Genomic DNA, 17747 nt, shown 5'->3' on the forward strand with positions numbered 1-17747 from the left:
CGTGAGGGCATTGTGGGACATAAAGAGGAAGAGCGCATCGTGACCCGTTTGCTTGTCAGTGTCGTCGACAGCGCCGAAGCTGGGCTAGCCCTTGCGCAGGGGGCCGATCTCATCGATGCCAAGGATCCGGAGGCCGGCGCCCTGGGCGCCCTGCCGCTTGACGCTATCCGCAGCATTCAGGCCAGCCTGCCCGAGGACACCATCACCAGTGCCGTTGCCGGCGACGACGACGATGTCGAACGCCTTGCCGACAGTGCCCTGGCGATCGCCACCACCGGCGTCACCTTCGTCAAGCTCGGCCTCGGCCGGACGATGGCCCAGCCTGCCAGTGTCGCCGCACTCGGCCAGCGGCTTGCCGGGCATGGCCGCTTCATCGCGGTCCTGTTCGCCGACGAGAACCCGCCGCTGTCCCTCACAGCTGCGCTGCATGAAGCCGGTTTTGTCGGTGCCATGCTGGATACGAGCCAAAAAAGGGGAATCTGCCTGCCCGACCTGCTGACGATGGACCAGCTCGGCTCCTTTGTGGCGGGCTGTCGCCAGCTCGGCCTGATGTCAGGGCTTGCCGGCTCCCTGCGCATCGAGGACATCGACCCGCTCGCCGCCCTCGGCCCCGACTATCTCGGTTTCCGCGGCGGGCTCTGCCTGGCCGGCGATCGCCGCGGCCAGCTCGACCCGCAGGCCATCGGCCGCGCGGCTCGCCGCCTTCAGGCAGTCCGGCACGGCGAGCAGGCTGCATGAGCCTGACCGTGGTCAAGATCGGCGGCAGCCTGTGCGGCTCGGCCCGCCTCGAGCGGCTGCTCGGACAGCTCGCCAGCGAAATCGAGACACCGCTGGTACTGGTCGCCGGCGGTGGCCCCTTTGCCGATGCGGTGCGCCAGGTCCAGGCGGCCATGCCCTTCGACGACATCCTCGCCCATCGCCTCGCCCTCGATGCCATGACGCACCTGGCCGAAGTGCTGGCCACCCGCCATCCGCGCCTGACAGCGGTGGGAAGCAGGGCTGACGTTACGACAGCTCTGGGGGAGGGCAGGCTCCCGATCTGGCATCCCGCCGAACTGCGTGCGGGACATCCCGATATCGCCGAGAGCTGGGCGGTGACGTCGGACAGCCTGGCGGCCTGGCTGGCGGCCGAACTGAGGGCCGACAGGCTCATTCTGGTCAAGTCTGTCGACGTCCCCGCCGAATCGACCCCCGCCGCCTTGGCGGCGGCCAATATCGTCGACGCCCATTTTCCCCGCTACGCGGCCCGGTTCACCGGTTCCATCGTGGTAGCGGGTCCTTCCAGCGACGACAGGCTTGCCGCGCTGTTTCCCGTTCCCTGCGAGGCCTCATGAGCCGGCGTCCTGCACAACCACGCCTGGCCTGGGCCCTCACCGGCTCCGGGCATTACTTCACCGAATGCCTGGAGCTGATTCGTGAAGTGGGGGATTGCGACCTCTTCGTCACCCGCGCCGCAGCCGAGGTGATCCGCATGTATCGCAAGCAGTTCGAGGCGTTGCCCAAGGGCACGCGGCTGATCAAGGACACCACGGCCAGCGCCGCCCCGGTCGGTGCCTTCTATCACGGCGACTACCATACGCTGGTGGTGGCGCCGGCGACCTCGAACACCGTGGCCAAATGCGTGTTCGGCATCTCCGACACGCTCGCCACCAATGTCTATGCGCAGGCCGGCAAATGCCGCATCCCCTCGATCGTGTTTGCCTGCGACACGGCACCGGAGATGGAGACGCAGGCCCCCTCCGGCATGGTCAAGGTCTATCCAAGGCGGATCGACCTCGACAATGTCGAAAAGCTCAAGGAATTCGAGGCGACGACGGTGGTCGAGACCTATGAGAGCCTGCGCCAGGCGGTGCTGGAAAGGCTGAAATGCGTGACCATCTCGCCCTGATCACCGGCCATCTCAGCCGCGTGAGGCTCGAACGCACGATGACGGCTCTGGGCCCGGTTTCCTTCGACTGGCTGATCCTGGATGCCGGCGTCAAGGTCGCCGCTTTGATGACGGAAGAGATCATCCGCCGGCGTGTCACCCTGCCCGAGGGCATCACGCGCGTCTTGTTGCCCGGCCGTTGCCGGGCCGACCTCGAAGCCCTTTCCGGCCATTTCGGCATTCCCGTGCAGCGCGGCCCCGACGAGATCGCAGACCTGCCGGCCTTTCTCGGCCGGGGCGGCCATCCGCCCGATCTCTCGCGCCACGACGTCACCATCTTTTCCGAGATCGTCGACGCCTCCCAGCTTTCGCCCGAGCAAGTGCTGGAACGCGCCCGCGCCATGGCTGCCAAGGGCGCCGATGTCATCGACCTCGGCGCACTGCCCGACACGCCCTTCCCGCATCTCGAAGACAGCATCAGGCTGCTCAAGCATCACGGCTTCAAGGTCAGCGTCGACAGCGCCGCGCCCGCCGAACTCAGGCGAGGCGCAGAGGCCGGCGCCGATTTCCTGCTGAGCCTCAACGAATACACGCTCGATCTCGCCCTGGGGACGCAGGCGGTCCCGGTGCTGGTGCCGGTCGAGCCCAGCGATCTCGCCTCGCTGCTACGGGCGGTCGAGCGCATGGAGCAGGAGGGCCGACCCTATATCGCCGATCCCGTGCTCGATCCCATCCATTTCGGCTTTGCCGCCTCGCTCGCACGCTATGTCGAGTTCCGGCGCCTGAAACCGCAGGCCGAAATATTGATGGGAACCGGCAATCTTACGGAGCTGACCGAAGCCGACAGCCTGGGCCTCACCACCCTCTTGATGGGGATCTGTTCGGAACTCGCCATCCGCCAGGTGCTGGTGGTGCAGGTCAGCGCCCACACCCGCCGCACGCTGCAGGAGCACGACGCCGCGCGCCGGCTGATGTTCGCAGCCAAGGCCGATGGCTCCCTGCCCAAAGGCTATGGCTCGGCCCTGCTCGCTCTCCATGACAAGCGGCCGGTGGTGAGTTCGCCGGAACAGGTGGAGCAGAATGCGCAGGCAGTGCGCGATGCCAATTTCCGCATCGAGGTCAGCGATGACGGCATCCACGCCTATAATCGCGCCATCCATGCCCGCGGCACGGATGCCCTGGCCTTCTATCCCGAGCTCGATGTCGCCGGCGATGCCGCCCATGCCTTCTATCTCGGCACGGAACTGGCCAAGGCGGAGACCGCCTGGCGACTCGGCAAGCGCTATGCCCAGGATGAGCCGCTCGATTTCGGCTGCGCCGCGGACAGGCCAAGCGAAGACGCCACCGGCTTCAAGGCGCCCGGCCATACGCTGGCCGGCCGCAAGGAAACAAAAAAATGAGGAGAGCCGATTCTCTACCCTCCCCTGGAGGGGGAGGGTCGGCCTGACAAGGCCGGGGTGGGGTGACTTTCTCGTAGGAATATGCGGTTTTCTTCGGCAAGCGCTGCGTTTCTCACCCCACCCCGACACTTCGTGTCGACCCCAGACCATTCCGAGAGGAATGGTCGACCCCTCCAGGGGAGGGTAAAGAATTGGCGCGCCACGAAGGTGGGTTGTCGCGTAGAGGAACGAATGATGCCGCGCATTCTCGAAACCATCGTCACCACGCTCAATGCCGACGGCAGCGCCCATCTGGTGCCCTTCGGCCTGATCGAGGAAGGCGAGCACTATGTGGTCGCACCCTTCCGCCCCTCGCCGACCATCGCCAATCTGGAACGCCATCCCTTCCTTGCCGCCGCGGCCCCGGTCGACGTCAGGGTGATCGCCGGCTGTGTCACCGGGCGGCGCGGCTGGGCGACCCTCCCGTGCGAGCGGATCGAGGGCGTCAGGCTGGCCGAGGCCTTCGCCCATATGGAGCTTGCGGTCGAAGCCGTGGTTCCCGACGAGGCCAGGCCCCGTTTTCGCTGCCGCGTCGTATATCGGGGCCTGCATCAGCCCTTCCTCGGCTATAATCGCGCCCAGGCGGCCGTGCTGGAAGCGGCCATCCTGTCGACGAGGCTGCACATGCTCAGTTCCGACAAGATCCGCACCGAGATGGATTACCTCGGCATCGCCATCGGCAAGACGGCCGGCGAGGCGGAGCTGGAAGCCTGGCGGTGGATCGAGGAAAAGATCCTGGCCGGGCCGACACCGGCTGTCTCATCCGGCTGAGACGCGTCCTCCGGACCCAAAACAGTTCTGTCATTCCCGGCCGAGCATAGCGAGGGGAAGAGAATCCAGGGGCTGAAAAACTCCAATTATGGCCCCTGGATCTCCTTCCCTCGCCACGATGTGGCTCGCCGGGGATGACAACGTGCTTCAGCCCCGAGCTGCATCCGAAACCCGATCGGCCGCGAGCAGTGCGAGCGACACTGCCGGCGCGCAGGAGGAGGCCCAGTAGCTCTCCGCCCCCTCGGCGCTCGGCACCAGATCGGCAAGATCGTGATAGGTGAGGCCTATGCGGGCCGCCAACGCCTGCACCACGAAGCGGCCGACGCCGCAGCCCACCACCGGCGGGCGCGCCGTGCCTTTGCGGCGCGACAGGATGCGTGCGGCGGCATCGTGCAGGCGGCGCAGTTGCAGTTCGGCGAAATGAGTCGCCAGCTCGTTCCAGACATGATCGGGCGCGTCGCCCGCGTCCTGGCCGACGACGCGTGCGAGCCTTGTCCGCGTGGAGGCAAGGCTCTTGTCGCGGCCATCGGCCGTGTCGTGCTGGTCGGCCTCCTCGGGCAAGGTGCCGAGCAGGCGATGGACATCGGCAATGGTGGCGAAATGCTCGGCGACCAGCGTGACGTCCTGCCCCTGGAAGGGCAGTCTTTCGGCGAGCGACATCAAAGGCGTGCGCACGACGCCGGCATAGACGAGTTCGCCCGATGCCAGTCTTTCAGCATCCGTGTAGCCGACGCCCGTGATCCTGCCTTCCTCGATCGGGATGAGATCGGAGGTGGTGGAGCCGATGTCGACCAGCAGGGCATTCGGCAGGCGGGATGCGACGAAAGCCGCGGTCGCATGCCAGTTGGCCGAGGCGACATCCACTGCATGGGCAGCCGCGCGATGGGGGGGCAGGAAACCCGCCCGTCCGCCATAGATGGCGATCTCGCCCTGGCAATGCCGGGTGGCCCAGTCGGTCAGCGCCGCGACGCCGGCGGCGCGATCGTCGAACAGAGCGCTGAGCTCACCGGTCATGGTCACCGCATGGTGGCGCGCCTCGCGCGCCCAGGCCGGCAGGGCGGCGAAGGCTCCGTCGAGCACTGCAAGCCCCTGCCTGATCTGGTAGGGTTCCTGCCTCACCGCCTTGAGCCGGCCCTGTGCCACGGCGGCAACCTTGACATGCACGCCCCCGAGATCCCAGCCCAGCACCAGGTCGTTCGTGGCGAGCCCCGGATCATCATACGCAGTCGAATCCATACCGATCACTTTCACGGCCTGTTGCTTCCACCATTCAAGGCGCCGTGCCACAAAGGGGCAACGCCGCTTTCGAGTCGTCATCATGCCCGCACCGGATCGACAGGACAAAGCCCATGCCGCTCCGGGCGCAAGCCGCGGCGTCGAGATCGTGCCGGTCATCGATCTCCGCCACGGATCGGTGGTGCGGGCCAAGGCCGGAGACCGGGCTCATTACCAGCCGATCGTCACGCCGCTCAGCCCCACGGCTGATCCGGTCGACGTCGCCACCGGCCTGCTCAAGGTCGCCCCGTCCCCCCAACTCTACGTCGCCGATCTCGATGGTATCGAGGGACGCGGGCGCGATACCACAAGTCTCCGGCGTCTCGCCGCCGCCTTTCCGGCGGTACGCCTGTGGGTCGATGCCGGCATTGCCACCCGCTCGCAAGCGGAAGCCTTCCTGGAGGAAGGGCTCGGCCTACCGGTGCTCGGCTCGGAGAGCCAGAGCGACGACAGGCTCGTGCGGGACCTTGCCGGTCAAGCCGTACTGTCGCTGGATTTTCGCGGCGACGACTATGTCGGCCCGGACGCGATCCTCGCCACGCCCTCGATCTGGCCGGAACGGGTGATCGTCATGACGCTGGGGCGCGTGGGCATGGGCAGCGGCCCTGATCTCGAAAGGCTGTCCACGCTTCGTCGGCAGGCTCCGGCCCGTTGCAGGCTCTATGCCGCCGGTGGCCTGCGGGACAAGGGCGATCTTGCCGCCCTCGCCGAAATCGGCGTCTCCGGCATTCTCGTCGCTTCTGCCCTGCATGACGGGCGCCTGTAAAAAACCAACCGGCATCATAGGTGACCCGTCATTGCGAGCACAGCGATATCGCTCACCGTGGTGCGGCCCCTCACCGTACCTCTCCCCGTAAGAACGGGGCGAGGAGACTTCGACCGAGCACTTTTGACTGAAAGCGCCTCATCTCGCGCAACCCGTTGGGCGAGATGAGAGGTTTTGGGACAAATCGCAACACTTGTGCCCCCTCGCCCCGTTCTTACGGGGAGGGGTACGGTGAGGGGCGGCTGGACCTCGCCGACAGAGGTGAGCGGTTACGCGCAGCGAAACAACGACGATCTAGGTTTCGCCGGAGAAACTGGGTTCCTCCGGCGAAGTTTCAGCGTCCGAGAAAGATGGCGGCCAGCCGCTGAAGCAGGCCTGCAGGCATGGGTGCAGCAGGCGGCTCCTGCCCAGGGCTGTCCCCGATCTATGCGGCGAAGGGGTGCTTGACCTGCTCGCGCTTGCTGGTGGCCTCGGCCGCGCTCGGCCAGCCATTGACAGCGCGTTCGATCGCCTGCTTGGTCGCTTCGTAGTTGTATTTCTGGATCTTGGCGTCGTCGTCCGCCAGCCAGTGGATGAAGACGCCCACGCTGATGAAGATGTCGTCGGCCTCGTCGGCGGGAATGGTACCGTCGGCGACGCTGTCCTGCACCGCCCGCGCCACGGCGTGCTGGGCCGGACCGAACATCTGCACCGCTTGCTTGGCGCCCTTGATCGTCACCTTGTTGAACAGCAAGGTGTTGGGCTTGCATTGCAGGTTTGGGGCGATCACCGCCAGAAGCGAGGTGAAGCCGTCCTTGTTGTTGGTGAGGGCGTTGCAGAACGCCGTCTCCGCGGCCGAGCCGCGAGGACCCATGATCAGGTCGATATGAGCGACTTCATTGCCGTCGCCGACAAGGGATTCGCCGATCAAAACCTTGTTGATCTTTGCCATATTCGATAGTCCTCCCTGCGAGAACAAAGGCCCCGATCCCTTGGAGCGGCGGCCGAGCCATCTATCCTTGTTTGCAGCGTTCGACACGGCGCCGAACCGGTTGGCCAGATAGCTTTATGAGCGTAATCGCGCATTCCGTCACCAGCAAGCATCCGTTCAGGTGCCCGCGGCCGGAAGGCGCATGATCGCGGCGGCAAACAATGTCGCCACGGTGAAGTCGGCGGAAGTACCGGGGTTGAGATCTCCTTTCTTCAGTTCGGCATCGAATGCCAGCAAGGTTGCGAGCGAGGCGGGACCTGGTGGACCCGCCTCGATGATTTCGGCAGCGCGCTCCCGCACGGCTTCGGCCTGCTCGCGGCCGCGGCGGCGCTCGATATGCGTATCGGCAAAACGCGACAGGAACGCCATGTGCACCGACGTGGTACACCAAGGCTCGTCGAGGCCCGCCGCTTGTGCCTGCCGGAGCGCCGGCAGGCCCGTCTCGAAGACATCCTCGAAATCGGTGAGATAGGCCCGGGCAATGCGGTCGCGCCCGGCGGCTTCACCCATCGCTTCGCGCAAGGTCACGGTCGGCGCTTCGTGGACGTCGTGGCGATCGGCGCTTCCCAGCCCGCCGGGCGAAGCCAGGCGGATCGCATCGAAAGCATCGCGCGCATCGATCCTGTCGAGTCCCGACAAGATCGAGGCAAGCGCCGCACGCAAGTCTCCCCCCGCCTCGGCGGCCGCAGCAAGCGGCGCACAAAGCAGCACGATACCCAGATTGGTGTTCCAGCCTATGGCCTCGCGCGTCGCCCGGATGGCAGCGAGGATACGAGCCCCGACACTGGCGCCCGGTTGACCGATCCAGGGTGCGGAGGCCACCGCGCTCGCCTCGAAATCGGCGACCTTGGTCTCGCCGATATCGGCGAAGACATGCACATTGCCGGGCTTCAGGGCCTGGAGTTCGGCGAGGCAGGCGTCCCGATAGGCACCGGCAAGATCGAGGCTGGGGCGGTGATAGTTCATGACACGGCCACCATTGCCGGACGGTGGGCGGCGTAGACGGCCTTCAGGAAGGCACGGACGACGGCCTCGCTGATATCGACGTCGACGATGCTCTGCAGGCCGGACCAGGACGGCATGCTGTTGACCTCGAGGAGCAGGAAGCGGCCGCGATCATCCTCGATGAGGTCGACCCCGCAATAGGATACGTCGACTGCCTGCGCCGCCCTCAAGGCAAGGTCCGCAGCCTCCTCCGGCATCCGCCAGGGCGATGGGCGCCCTCCCTGGTGGACATTGGTGATCCAGCCATCGCCCTCTCGCGCCATGGCTGCCACCACGCGGCCGTCGCAGACGAAGACGCGATAGTCCCGCCAGCCCTCGACGTTCCGGCGCACGAAACGCTGCAGGTAATAGACCCGCGCCACCTCCTCGAGTTGGGGAAGATCGTCCGGTATGCCGATCAGGCGCAGGCCCTCGCCCTGGGAGCCGAACAGGGGCTTGAGAACCAACGGCACGCCCGGCTTGGCCTCGCGCCGCACGATGTCCACCGCCGCCTCCCGGCTCGACACCACGAAGGTATCCGGCGTCGGCAGGCCGGCCCTGGCGATCAGCAGGCTGGTCATCGATTTGTCGACGCAGCGCTCGATGGCGCGGGGGTCGTTCCACACCACCACGCCCGTGGCGACCAGGGCATGCAGCACGCCGAGCCGCAGGGTGGTCGCCTCGAAGGTGCCCCCCGATATGGTGCGCAGCAGCACCCCATCCGGCAATTCTCCCTCGAAGCCGGGAATGCGCAGCGGCTCGCCCCCGCCGGTGACCATGGCCACATCAGCCAGGGAAAACAGCACCGGCTCGATGCCGCAGGCGCGCAGGGCGCCAAGCAGGCGCCTGCGATGCCATTCGCCATTGTCGGCTGCGAGACCGATGCGCAATCCGCGTCCCACAGGGTGTTCGACCGGGTTCAATTCGAGATGTCCTACCAAGGGTTCCTGCGAGGTTGGGGTCCTGTGAGCTAGGCGTTCGATGCTACGAGAAGGAGGCATCCACCAGGTCCGGCATCAGATGGCCGCCGCGGAAGGTCTCGCCGTTCTCGAGTGCGGTGACGATGACCTCCGCCGGGCTGAACAGATGCGGATCGATGGCATAGAAGTCTCCCTTGAAACGGCTGAAAATCTCGGCGAAGGGCTTGCCGTGGTCGCGGGAGGTGGGACTCGGCAGGGCTTCAGCCAGCGATTTGGCGGCCTGGGCGGTGCCGGCCACGAACAGGTGGACACGCCCGCCATAGATGATCGCATCGTTGGTGCGGCCCATGGCGCGTACGAAATCCGGCGTCGGCGGCGCCAAAGGCGCCGTGCCCAAGCCATCGACGATGTCGGCAAGCGGAAAACCGAGGCTGTGCGCCTTGTGCAACGCGACCTCGAGCACGCGGCTGACGACCTGGGTCGCCCCGGCCAGGCTCTGGGTCGGCGCATAGATGAAGGTGAGGGCTTCGGGCGCCAACCGCGTCGCTTCCGCGACGTTGCGCACCACGGTCTCCGGTGGCGGCGAGGCGGTTTCCAGGATCAGGACGGCACTGTCGGCCTCGTCGCTGTAGCCCAGTTCCACGAAGAGAGGCTCCACCCGCGCGGCAGCGCGTCCCGGCCCCGAGCCAAGCGCGAAATAGGCCTCCTTGCCGCTCCCGGCGCGCAGGCTCCAGCCGGCATATTGGCAACCGAGACACGCCAGGACGGGATTGGTCGTCTGCACATTGACGGAGAAGGGCCAGCGCTCCACCGGCCCCGTGGGCGCGATCGATACACGGCCGAGCCCCGCCAGGCAGATCTCAGCAACCCGGCGGCCCGCTTCGATGGAGCCGGGAACGCCGGCACCGGCATCGATGAAGCGACATCCGCCCGGGCCCGCGCTGACGGTCAGCCGCAGGCCCGCCGCATCGGCGACGAGGCTGTCGACCAACGGTCTGGCCAGGGCATTGACGCTTGGGGGCTGCAGAAAAATCGTCACGCGGGAATTCTCTCCTCTTGAACGAGACGGATGATGTCCGCACCACGCTGGTCGAGCAGACGTCGAACCTCAACAGCTTCCCTGCCTGTGGCGGCGACGGTGCAGATCGGCGCCCCGGCCTTGATCGCGCTGGCGCGCTCCGGCCGGTCCGCCACGAAAGCCGGCCATGCGATGTCGGGCACCCTGGCGACAGGCCTGTCGGCATAGACGATCATGGTGCCGGCGGCCGCCTCCGGGGGGGCCTCGAACGCGCCCAATTCGCCTCGGCTTGCACGGCAATGGCGCTCGAACAGCGGCGTCTTCCGCCGGTCGAGGCAATCGAGCGTTGCGCCCAGCCGCGGATTGATCTCCAGCAGCCACCAGCGATCCGGCGTCACCATCAGGTCGGCGCTGGCGAGGCCTCGCAACCGGGTGGCCGCCACGATCCGGCCGATCGCCATCTCAATCTCAGGATCGATCGCAAGCGGCCCGCCCGGCTCGATGGCGCCGCCATAGCGCCATGCCGCCCCCCGGCCGGGCGAAACCCATTGACGCGTGCGGGCGATCATCTGAGCCCGGTGGCCATCGGCGAGGAAGGCGACGGAAACCGGCTCCCCCTCGACCGCCCGCTGCAGATAGCTCCCGCGCACCACCCTGTTGGGGCGGGCCTTGCGGATATGACTTCCGCCCGAACCGCCGCGACGCTTGGACAGCCAGCCCGAGGACGAGGCGACCGGCTCCAGCCGGACCTGTGGGTGGCCGATGCCGAGTTCCGCCAGCAGGCGCGCAAAGCCTATCGGATTCTTCAGGCTGGCCACCGTGTCGGCACTGGCACCGATCAGGCCGAAGCGCTCATCGATGGCCTGGATCAAGGCGGGGCTGGCTTCAAAGCCGCTGCCGAGAACGACGCCGAGAGGCGGCCCGGCACTGGCAAGCGCCAATTGGTCCAACGCGTCGAGGACGGCAAGGCCGGCGACACCCACGCCGAACCGACCCTTGACCTGGCGATAGCCCGCGGCCAGGGCTCTGGTATCGCTGTCACCGAAGAGGTCGACGACCAGCGGCCTGTACCCCGCGCGCCTGGCTGCAGCGGCAAGGCCGCGGCCCGACTGGGCGGCGATCAGGACGCTGGCGCCCTCACCCTGCGATCTCGAGGGCAAGCTTGTACGCATCGCGAAAATCCAGGCTGATCGGCTTCTCGGTTGCCAGAAGGCGACGGAACAGGCCGAGTTCGGTCTTGTATTTGACGTTTCCGATCGCAAGCGCACCGACCGCCAGCGCCTTGCCATGTCCAAAAGGCTCGCCATTGGCCATCACGCCGACGCCCTCCACCCCTGCCGGCGGGACGGCGTTGACATCGGCGGCGACCAGCAGGCCCGGCACGGACTCGAGATCGGCCGCGGAAAGGATGTTCACACCGGCGGGCCCGCTGGACAGGACGATTTCGGCACCGGCGACCGCCGCCCGGCGTGCCTCGGGCGTGCTGCCATCGGCATACCCGATATCGACGCCGAAGCGCTGCTTGATGCCGGCGGCAATGTCGCTCACTCGCTTGGTGCCGTCATGGCCCGCCAGCACGGCGTGGCTGCCCTCGAGCGCAACCAGTACGCCGGCGCAATAGGCGACGACACCGGTGCCGCCGAAGATCACGACCTTGCGGCCGGCCAGTTCGCCGCCATGCTTGTCCCTCAGCACGGCTCTGACCTTGGCGACCATGGCCGCGCCCGTGGTGAAGGAGCCGGCCGGATCGGTGAACAGATTGAGGGCGAAAGGCGGCACGAAGGCCTTCTGTGCGGCATCGAGCATGTCGAGCGCAAGGCCGCCGTTCTTGCCTCCGATGAAGATCGAGGTGCGGCTGCCATCGCCCGGCGCCCGCGAGAAGATGGCGTCCTGCACCAGCGGCCGGATTTCCTCCAACGTCACACCCGTATAGGGAATGACGACATCGAAACCGGCATCGACCGCCATGTTGACGTCGAAGGGACTCATATGCTTGAGCGGCGAGAGCATATGCAGGATCGATCGGGCCATCAGAACGCGAGCCTCCTCTTGAGCGCATGGTCACGGTTGATCCGCACCTGAGCACCCTGGTTGCGTCCGCGGACGACCTCCAGGCGAATGCCTGGCGGCAACCCGTCGGCCTTCAGTTCGGCGACCAGCCGGCGTGCCTCGCTGTCAGAACCGACAATCACGAAACCGGTGGGGCCCCAGGAACTTTGCCCGATGCCGCCAAAACCCCGCTGCTCGCAGGCGGCCAGCACCTTGGTGACGATCGGACTGGTGAAGCGACCGCCCTGCGCCGACGCAAAGTGATCACCCACCACGCGCTGCAGCTCGGCCACGCCGGCACCGAAAGCCTCGACATCCCTGCCGGCCGCGGCCGGCAGGATGCGCATCAGGGCAAGACGGCACAGATGTGCTGCGGCCGCCTCGGGAAAGGGCTGCAACTGCCGGAAGGCGCTGACCTCGGCCTCGCCATGCAGGCCGTGGGATGAGGTGTCGAAGACCAGCAGCACCCGCCAATCCTCGGGAAAGGGCAGGCGAGCCAGAATCGGAGGGGCGCGATCATCCTCGCCGCGTCCGCCATCGAGAACCAGGCCGCCTTTTTCGAACGCGGCCAGGCCGGCGGAAGAACGATTGCCCCTGTCGAGCGCCTCTGCGGCGTCGCGCGCCTGAAAGGGCCGCCCCCGCAGTCTGGCAAGGCCCGCCGCGACCGCCAGGGCGATCTGCGTCCCAGAGCCAAGGCCGGCATGGGGCATGATGCTGCGCCGCAGCCGAAAATGGCCGCGGGGCTCGACCTGGAGATGGTGTGCCGCCGCTTCCGCATAGCGCAGCACGCGTTCGGCTTCCTCCCCCTCGGCGATCAGGCGTTCCGCATCCGATACGACGAGATCCACGGCAGGGCTGCTCACGGCCAGCCCCAGGCTGCCGAAACGGCGACCGAGACCGCCATGGAGATCGAGAAAACCGAGATGCAGGCGCGCACTCGCCCTCACCCGGATCGAAGCGGGACTTGCCAGGGAGGCGGACTCGAATCCGGGTAAGGTCGTTCCCTTCTGCTGGTACATCGGCGCGGCCTCCCCAATAGGAAAATATCATAACAAATAAACATCGTTGGCAACGCAGCGATTTCTTAGAAATAATCCATATTATTCTTATAAATTTGCCAGAGAGCATCGAGGTACTTGGCCGAACGCTGAGGTGGTTGTTAGCTATAGCGAAAATGAAAGGCAGGAGACGGCACACGGATGCGCGCCTGGATCGAAGGCCAACCGGTTGATCAGCACGAGGCCATCGCCGCTGCGGCGCGCATGCTGGGCGGGGCGCGCCTGCCCATCGTCGGCGGGCTGTCCGGCGATGTGGCGGCGGTGCGCGCAGCCTACCGGCTTGCCTTCCATATCGGCGCTGCGATCGACTGCGAGGGCTCGGATGCGCTCTATGCCGATCTCGGCGCCCTTGCCGCCCGTGGCGCGATGACCACCACCTGGGCCGAGGCGCGTGCCCGCGCCGACCGGCTGCTGGTGGTCGGGCGCCGGGTCGCCACCAACCCCTTGCTTGCCGAGCTCGTGGCGGCCCCCGCTCCCCTGGCCGGCGTAGCCGAACGCGACGTCCTCCGACTGGAAGCGGCCCCTGACGCCCTCGCCGGGCAGCTTGCGCTGCTGCGCGCCCTCGCGGCCGGCCGACTGGCGCCAAGCCCGGAAACGGCAGAACTCAACGGCCTTGCCGGCAAGATCAAGGCCGCCCGTTTCGGGGGCGCGGTCTACGATCCCCAGGAATTGGGCGAACCGGCCGTCGGCATGCTGCAGGGTCTGGTCAAGGACCTTAATGACGAGACCCGCTTCTCCAGCCTGCCGCTCGGCGTGCCGGCCGCGGCGCGGTTGGCCCTGGCGGTCGGCAGCTGGACGACCGGCGATGCGCCGCGTGTCGGGCTGGGACGCGGCTATCCCGAGCACGATCCCTGGCGCTTCGACGCTCGCCGCCTGGTGGCGAGCGGGGAAGCCGATGCGGCGCTGTGGCTCTGTGCCCAGGCCCATGGCGAGACGCCGCCGGCCGGCATTCCCGCCATCGTGCTCGCCGGGCGCCCCGACGAGGCGCAGGCCAGCATCGTGATCGAGGTCGCCGTTCCGGGCGAGTCCGGTACGGCCGTCTGCTTCGACGAACGTCGCGGCACGCTCACAACCATCGGGAGCGGCCCTTCTCCTCGAAACACCGATGCCGCCGAGATCCTCGACGCCATTCACACCGCAATCGGCGAGAAGGGACCGGGATCATGCTGACGCGCATCGCGGGCGGCCGCATCATCGATCCCGTCTCCGGTCGGGACGGCAAGGCGGATCTGTGGATCCAGGACGAGCGCATCGTCGAAAAGCCGGTGCAGGCCGTCGCAGACACGGTGATCGACGCGCGCGGCTGCGTGGTGATGGCCGGCGGTATCGACGTCCATTCCCATATCGCCGGCGGCAACGTGACCCTGGCGCGCCTGCTGCTGCCCGAACTCCATGTCAGCGAAACCGCCGGCGACCCGGCCCTGCCCTTCTCGACCGCGCGCTGGTCGGGTTTCGAGACCGGTCGCCTCTACACCCGCATGGGCTATACCACGGTGATCGAGCCGGCGCTGGCGCCCAGTGCCGCCCTGGCGACGCATCTCGAACTCGACGACATTCCCCTGATCGACCGCGGCGCGCTCAGCGTGCTCGGCAATGACGACCAATTGCTCTCCCTGCTCCGGCGCAAGGAAGGCGCCCAGGCGGTGCGCGACCTCACGGCCTTGACGCTGGCGACATCGCGCGGGCTCGGGGTGAAGGTCATCAATGCCGGCGGGGCAGCGGCGTTCAAGCAGAATGTCCGCACCTTCGGGCTCGACGACGAGGTGCCGAGCTATGGCCTGACCTCGCGCCAGATCCTCACGGCCCTGCTCGATGCGACCACGGCCATCGGCGTGCCGCATCCCCTCCATGTCCATTGCAACAATCTCGGCCTGCCCGGTGCCGTCGATACGCTGATCGCGACCATCAAGGCAGCGGAGGGACGCCCCGTCCATTTCGCCCATGCCCAGTTCTACAGCTATGGCCGGCACGAGAGCGGCGGGATCGTCTCGGCCGCCGCCGAGGTCTGCGCAGCCCTGGCGGCGAACCCCAACGCAACCATCGATGTCGGCCAGGTGGTGTTCGGCCAGACCTGCACGATCTCCCTCGACATTCTCCGGCAATTCTCCAGCCGCAAGGCCGGCCGGCCACGCAAGTGGATCCTGGTGGACGGCGATGCCGAGGGTGGCGGCATCGTGCCCTATCGCTACAGACGCAACTCCGGCATCAACGCGCTGCAATTTGCCATCGGCCTCGAACTCTTCCTGCTCTCGCCGGACCCCTGGCGGGTGCTGCTGACGACCGACCATCCCAATGGCGGTCCGTTCACCGCCTATCCCCGCCTGATCCATCTGCTCATGGACAAGGTGGAACGGGATCGCACTTTGGCGAGCCTGCCGGACATCGTGCGCGAGCGCAGCGGTCTTGCCGCGATCGAGCGTGAATATACCCTGGCAGAAATCGCGATCATGACCCGCGCCGCGCCGGCACGCCTGCTGGGACTGGCCGATCGCGGCCATCTCAAGCCGGGTGCCCGCGCAGACGTGGCCATCTACCGCGAGGATGCCGACCGCACCGCCATGTTCGCCTCGGCCGAGTTGGTCCTGAAGGACGGAGCGGTCGTGCTGCGCCAGGGCGAGCCGCTGGGATGGCGAGCCGGCCGCACCCTGACCCTGGCGCCTGGCTTCGATCCGGCCATGACGCGCCATGCCGACCGCTATCTCGAGGACCGCTTCGGTGCCGGCCTGGAGAGCTTTGCCGTGCCCCAGGAGGCCTTTGGCGAAAGAGATGTTTTCGAGGTCGAGCCATGTCTGATCTGACGCCCAACTCTGATCTGACGCCCAGCTCCGACCTGATGCTCAACGGCATCGCCATCGACGATACTTTCGCCGAGGCCTTCGGCATGGCCGCGACCGCGATCGTGCTGACGGCCGATACCCCGCACTGGGCAGAGATCGCGGCCGCGAGTCTGACGGGCTTTGCCACGTCGGTGATCGGCTGCGGCGTCGAGGCCGGCATCGACCGCAGCCTCTCGCCTGAGGAGACGCCGGACGGCAGGCCGGGCCTGCGCGTCCTCCTATTCGGCTTCGATGCCGACGGACTCGGCAAGCAGCTGGCGCGTCGTGTCGGCCAGTGTGTGCTGACCAGCCCCGGCTCGGCCTGCTATGCCGGTTCCGACGGCAAGCGGCGCCTCAAGCTAGGCGCCAATATCCGCTATTTCGGCGACGGCTATGAAACGGCCAAGCGAATCGGAGGCCATCGCTATTGGCGCGTGCCGGTGATGGATGGCGAGTTCGTCTGCGAGCACGATACCGGCCTGGTCGAGGGTGCCGTCGGTGGCGGCAATCTCCTGTTTCTAGGCCGCGACCAGGCCGGCACCCTGGCGGTGGCCGAAGCCGCGGCCCGCGCCGCAGCAGCCGTGCCCGATGCGATCCTGCCTTTTCCGGGCGGTATCGTGCGCTCCGGTTCCAAGGTCGGCGGGCGCACCAAGGGCATGATCGCCTCGACCAACGATTCCTACTGCCCGACATTGAAGGGCCGTGCCCGGTCGGCCCTGGCGCCCGAGGTCGGAGCGGTGCTCGAGATCGTCATCGACGGATTTTCGGCCGAGGCCGTGCGCGCCTCGATGAGACAGGGTCTCCACGCGGCCGTCGAAGCGGGACCGCGGCACGGTCTCCTGCGTGTCACCGCCGGCAATTACGGCGGCAAGCTCGGCAAATATCACTTTCATCTGCGCGAGTTGCTGGCATGAGAGCCCTCACTTTTCGCCTGCGCGAAGCCCCGCCCGAACGCCTCGACCTTTCGGGCCTGATACCGCATCGCATCGGTGCTTTGTCGCTTTCGGACATCGAGAGACTCCCGATCGGCACTTCGCGCTTCGGTGTCGTCGTGGCCGATATCTTCACGGTCGAGGACGGCAAACGCGAGGAGATCCGCTTCGAGGGCGGCTCGCCTCGGTTCGACCTCGCGGGCGCTGGGCTGGAATCCGGCCGCCTCGTGGTGGACGGCGATGTCGGCCAGCGGCTGGGCCAGGCGATGCGCGGCGGCACGATCGAGGTCACCGGGAATGCCGGTCCGTTTGCGGCCAGTGCGGCAAGGGGTGGGCTCGTCCGTATCGCCGGCCACGCGGACGAACGGGCGGGCGGCGCCATCCACGGCGCAATGCATGGCCTCGACGGCGCGACCCTCGTCATCGAGGGCGATGCGGGCGACAGGTTGGGCGAACGCATGCGGCGAGGGCTGATCCTCGTCGGCGGGCGAGCGGGCGACTATGCGGGCTCGGGCCTGATAGCCGGCACCATCATAGCCCCGGAAGTCGGCGACAATCCCGGCTATGGCATGCGGCGCGGCACCATCATCGCTGCATCGCATGGCGCCCTGCTGCCGAGCTTCGTCGCAACCGGCCAGCATCGCCTCGTGGTTGCCGAATTGCTTCGCCGCACCGTCGAACGGATCCGGCCCCAATCGGCCGAACTCATCCCCCAGCAGGCCGAGCGCCTTGCCGGCGACCTTGCCACGCTCGGCAAGGGCGAGATCCTGATGCCCGCGGCATGAGCGGGCCGGGCGTACTCCAAGAGCATCCGGCTACCGCCTGGGAGGTAGACCACAAGTGGAACTTGATCGGAGCTGCAAACGGGAACAGGCTGGCATT

The 17747-nt window shown here is 67.2% G+C and carries 18 protein-coding genes; 10 read left to right on the forward strand and 8 right to left on the reverse strand.

The genetic code is table 11. The features are described 5' to 3' along the window. The first annotated feature begins 39 nt into the window (after positions 1 to 39). From ACTJKX_RS19990 to ACTJKX_RS20010, 5 genes are all read left to right on the forward strand, one after another. Positions 40 to 738, forward strand: a complete 699-nt coding sequence (locus ACTJKX_RS19990; protein ID WP_440726264.1) for a (5-formylfuran-3-yl)methyl phosphate synthase — start codon at positions 40 to 42, stop codon at positions 736 to 738. Next, positions 735 to 1334, forward strand: coding sequence for an amino acid kinase family protein (locus ACTJKX_RS19995; protein ID WP_440726265.1), 600 nt, complete (start codon positions 735 to 737; stop codon positions 1332 to 1334). The genes ACTJKX_RS19990 and ACTJKX_RS19995 overlap by 4 nt, the downstream gene beginning before the upstream one ends. After that, positions 1331 to 1888 carry a flavoprotein gene (locus tag ACTJKX_RS20000; RefSeq protein WP_367624930.1) on the forward strand — a complete coding sequence of 186 codons (558 nt, stop codon included), beginning with the start codon at positions 1331 to 1333 and terminating at the stop codon, positions 1886 to 1888. Before ACTJKX_RS19995 ends, ACTJKX_RS20000 begins: the two co-directional genes overlap by 4 nt. Then, positions 1867 to 3267 carry a DUF6513 domain-containing protein gene (locus tag ACTJKX_RS20005; protein ID WP_394313215.1) on the forward strand — a complete coding sequence of 467 codons (1401 nt, stop codon included), beginning with the start codon at positions 1867 to 1869 and terminating at the stop codon, positions 3265 to 3267. The genes ACTJKX_RS20000 and ACTJKX_RS20005 overlap by 22 nt, the downstream gene beginning before the upstream one ends. Positions 3268 to 3501: 234 nt before the next feature. Further along, a complete protein-coding gene (locus ACTJKX_RS20010) occupies positions 3502 to 4077 on the forward strand; it encodes a DUF447 domain-containing protein (RefSeq protein WP_394313365.1) in 576 nt (191 codons plus the stop codon). Positions 4078 to 4224: 147 nt separating this feature from the next. On the opposite strand, the gene ACTJKX_RS20015 is transcribed toward ACTJKX_RS20010, so the two are convergent. Next, positions 4225 to 5313 carry a hydantoinase/oxoprolinase family protein gene (locus tag ACTJKX_RS20015; protein ID WP_440726266.1) on the reverse strand — a complete coding sequence of 363 codons (1089 nt, stop codon included), beginning with the start codon at positions 5311 to 5313 and terminating at the stop codon, positions 4225 to 4227. Between the two features lie 82 nt (positions 5314 to 5395). On the opposite strand from ACTJKX_RS20015, the gene ACTJKX_RS20020 reads away from it, so the two are divergent. Further along, a complete protein-coding gene (locus ACTJKX_RS20020; protein WP_311940536.1) occupies positions 5396 to 6118 on the forward strand; it encodes a HisA/HisF-related TIM barrel protein in 723 nt (240 codons plus the stop codon). Between the two features lie 424 nt (positions 6119 to 6542). On the opposite strand, the gene fae is transcribed toward ACTJKX_RS20020, so the two are convergent. From fae to ACTJKX_RS20055, 7 genes are all read right to left on the reverse strand, one after another. Continuing rightward, positions 6543 to 7049, reverse strand: coding sequence for a formaldehyde-activating enzyme (gene fae, locus ACTJKX_RS20025; RefSeq protein ID WP_311940534.1), 507 nt, complete (start codon positions 7047 to 7049; stop codon positions 6543 to 6545). A gap of 156 nt (positions 7050 to 7205) precedes the next feature. After that, positions 7206 to 8054 (reverse strand): triphosphoribosyl-dephospho-CoA synthase, encoded by an 849-nt coding sequence (locus ACTJKX_RS20030; RefSeq protein ID WP_440726267.1) that lies wholly within the window; start codon positions 8052 to 8054, stop codon positions 7206 to 7208. Next, complete coding sequence (locus tag ACTJKX_RS20035; protein ID WP_440726268.1) at positions 8051 to 8962, reverse strand: ATP-grasp domain-containing protein; 912 nt, start codon at positions 8960 to 8962, stop codon at positions 8051 to 8053. The genes ACTJKX_RS20030 and ACTJKX_RS20035 overlap by 4 nt, the downstream gene beginning before the upstream one ends. A gap of 94 nt (positions 8963 to 9056) precedes the next feature. Continuing rightward, entirely contained in the window at positions 9057 to 10031 is a 975-nt protein-coding gene (gene mch / locus ACTJKX_RS20040) for a methenyltetrahydromethanopterin cyclohydrolase (protein WP_311940530.1), read from the reverse strand. Continuing rightward, positions 10028 to 11182, reverse strand: coding sequence for an ATP-grasp domain-containing protein (locus ACTJKX_RS20045; protein WP_440726269.1), 1155 nt, complete (start codon positions 11180 to 11182; stop codon positions 10028 to 10030). Before ACTJKX_RS20045 ends, mch begins: the two co-directional genes overlap by 4 nt. Next, positions 11148 to 12041, reverse strand: coding sequence for an NAD(P)-dependent methylenetetrahydromethanopterin dehydrogenase (locus ACTJKX_RS20050; protein ID WP_394313220.1), 894 nt, complete (start codon positions 12039 to 12041; stop codon positions 11148 to 11150). Before ACTJKX_RS20050 ends, ACTJKX_RS20045 begins: the two co-directional genes overlap by 35 nt. After that, the gene (locus tag ACTJKX_RS20055) at positions 12041 to 13078 is read right to left on the reverse strand and encodes a beta-ribofuranosylaminobenzene 5'-phosphate synthase family protein (protein ID WP_440726270.1); all 1038 of its coding nucleotides are present in this window, start codon (positions 13076 to 13078) and stop codon (positions 12041 to 12043) included. Before ACTJKX_RS20055 ends, ACTJKX_RS20050 begins: the two co-directional genes overlap by 1 nt. A gap of 180 nt (positions 13079 to 13258) precedes the next feature. Here ACTJKX_RS20055 and ACTJKX_RS20060 point away from each other — a divergent pair, with 180 nt between their 5' ends. From ACTJKX_RS20060 to ACTJKX_RS20075, 4 genes are read left to right on the forward strand one after another with little or no spacing between them, the layout of a single operon-like run. Further along, a complete protein-coding gene (locus tag ACTJKX_RS20060; RefSeq protein WP_440726271.1) occupies positions 13259 to 14287 on the forward strand; it encodes a formyltransferase in 1029 nt (342 codons plus the stop codon). Next, a complete protein-coding gene (locus ACTJKX_RS20065; RefSeq protein ID WP_440726272.1) occupies positions 14281 to 15915 on the forward strand; it encodes a formylmethanofuran dehydrogenase subunit A in 1635 nt (544 codons plus the stop codon). The genes ACTJKX_RS20060 and ACTJKX_RS20065 overlap by 7 nt, the downstream gene beginning before the upstream one ends. Continuing rightward, a complete protein-coding gene (gene fhcD, locus ACTJKX_RS20070; RefSeq protein ID WP_311940520.1) occupies positions 15903 to 16847 on the forward strand; it encodes a formylmethanofuran--tetrahydromethanopterin N-formyltransferase in 945 nt (314 codons plus the stop codon). Before ACTJKX_RS20065 ends, fhcD begins: the two co-directional genes overlap by 13 nt. Next, positions 16844 to 17650: a formylmethanofuran dehydrogenase subunit C gene (locus tag ACTJKX_RS20075; RefSeq protein ID WP_440726273.1), complete on the forward strand. Its 807-nt coding sequence runs from the start codon at positions 16844 to 16846 to the stop codon at positions 17648 to 17650. Before fhcD ends, ACTJKX_RS20075 begins: the two co-directional genes overlap by 4 nt. Positions 17651 to 17747 lie beyond the last annotated feature (97 nt).

This window comes from Labrys sp. 22185, from assembly GCF_052045555.1.
GTDB lineage: Bacteria > Pseudomonadota > Alphaproteobacteria > Rhizobiales > Labraceae > Labrys > Labrys neptuniae.